At 51.0% G+C, this 255-nt stretch carries 2 tRNA genes; both read right to left on the bottom strand.

Features of this window, described 5'->3' with window-relative positions:
- Positions 1-6: 6 nt before the first annotated feature.
- Positions 7-83 (bottom strand) — tRNA-Asp (locus H4J50_RS19290).
- Between the two features lie 51 nt (positions 84-134).
- A tRNA-Asp gene (locus tag H4J50_RS19285) sits at positions 135-211 on the bottom strand.
- Positions 212-255 lie beyond the last annotated feature (44 nt).

Here is a 255-nt window from a genome sequence, read left to right as displayed (position 1 = left end):
AACAATTGGCGGAGTGGACGGGACTCGAACCCGCGACCCCCGGCGTGACAGGCCGGTATTCTAACCAACTGAACTACCACTCCACACATCTTGCTTCTGTAAATTTTGAAAGGACTTACAACCTTTGAAACAATTGGCGGAGTGGACGGGACTCGAACCCGCGACCCCCGGCGTGACAGGCCGGTATTCTAACCAACTGAACTACCACTCCACACATCTTGCTTCTGTAAATTTTGAAAGGACTTACAACCTTTG

The organism is Colwellia sp. 6M3 (assembly GCF_014077595.1).
Lineage (GTDB): Bacteria > Pseudomonadota > Gammaproteobacteria > Enterobacterales > Alteromonadaceae > Cognaticolwellia.
This window is presented reverse-complemented; position numbering and strand designations above follow the sequence as displayed.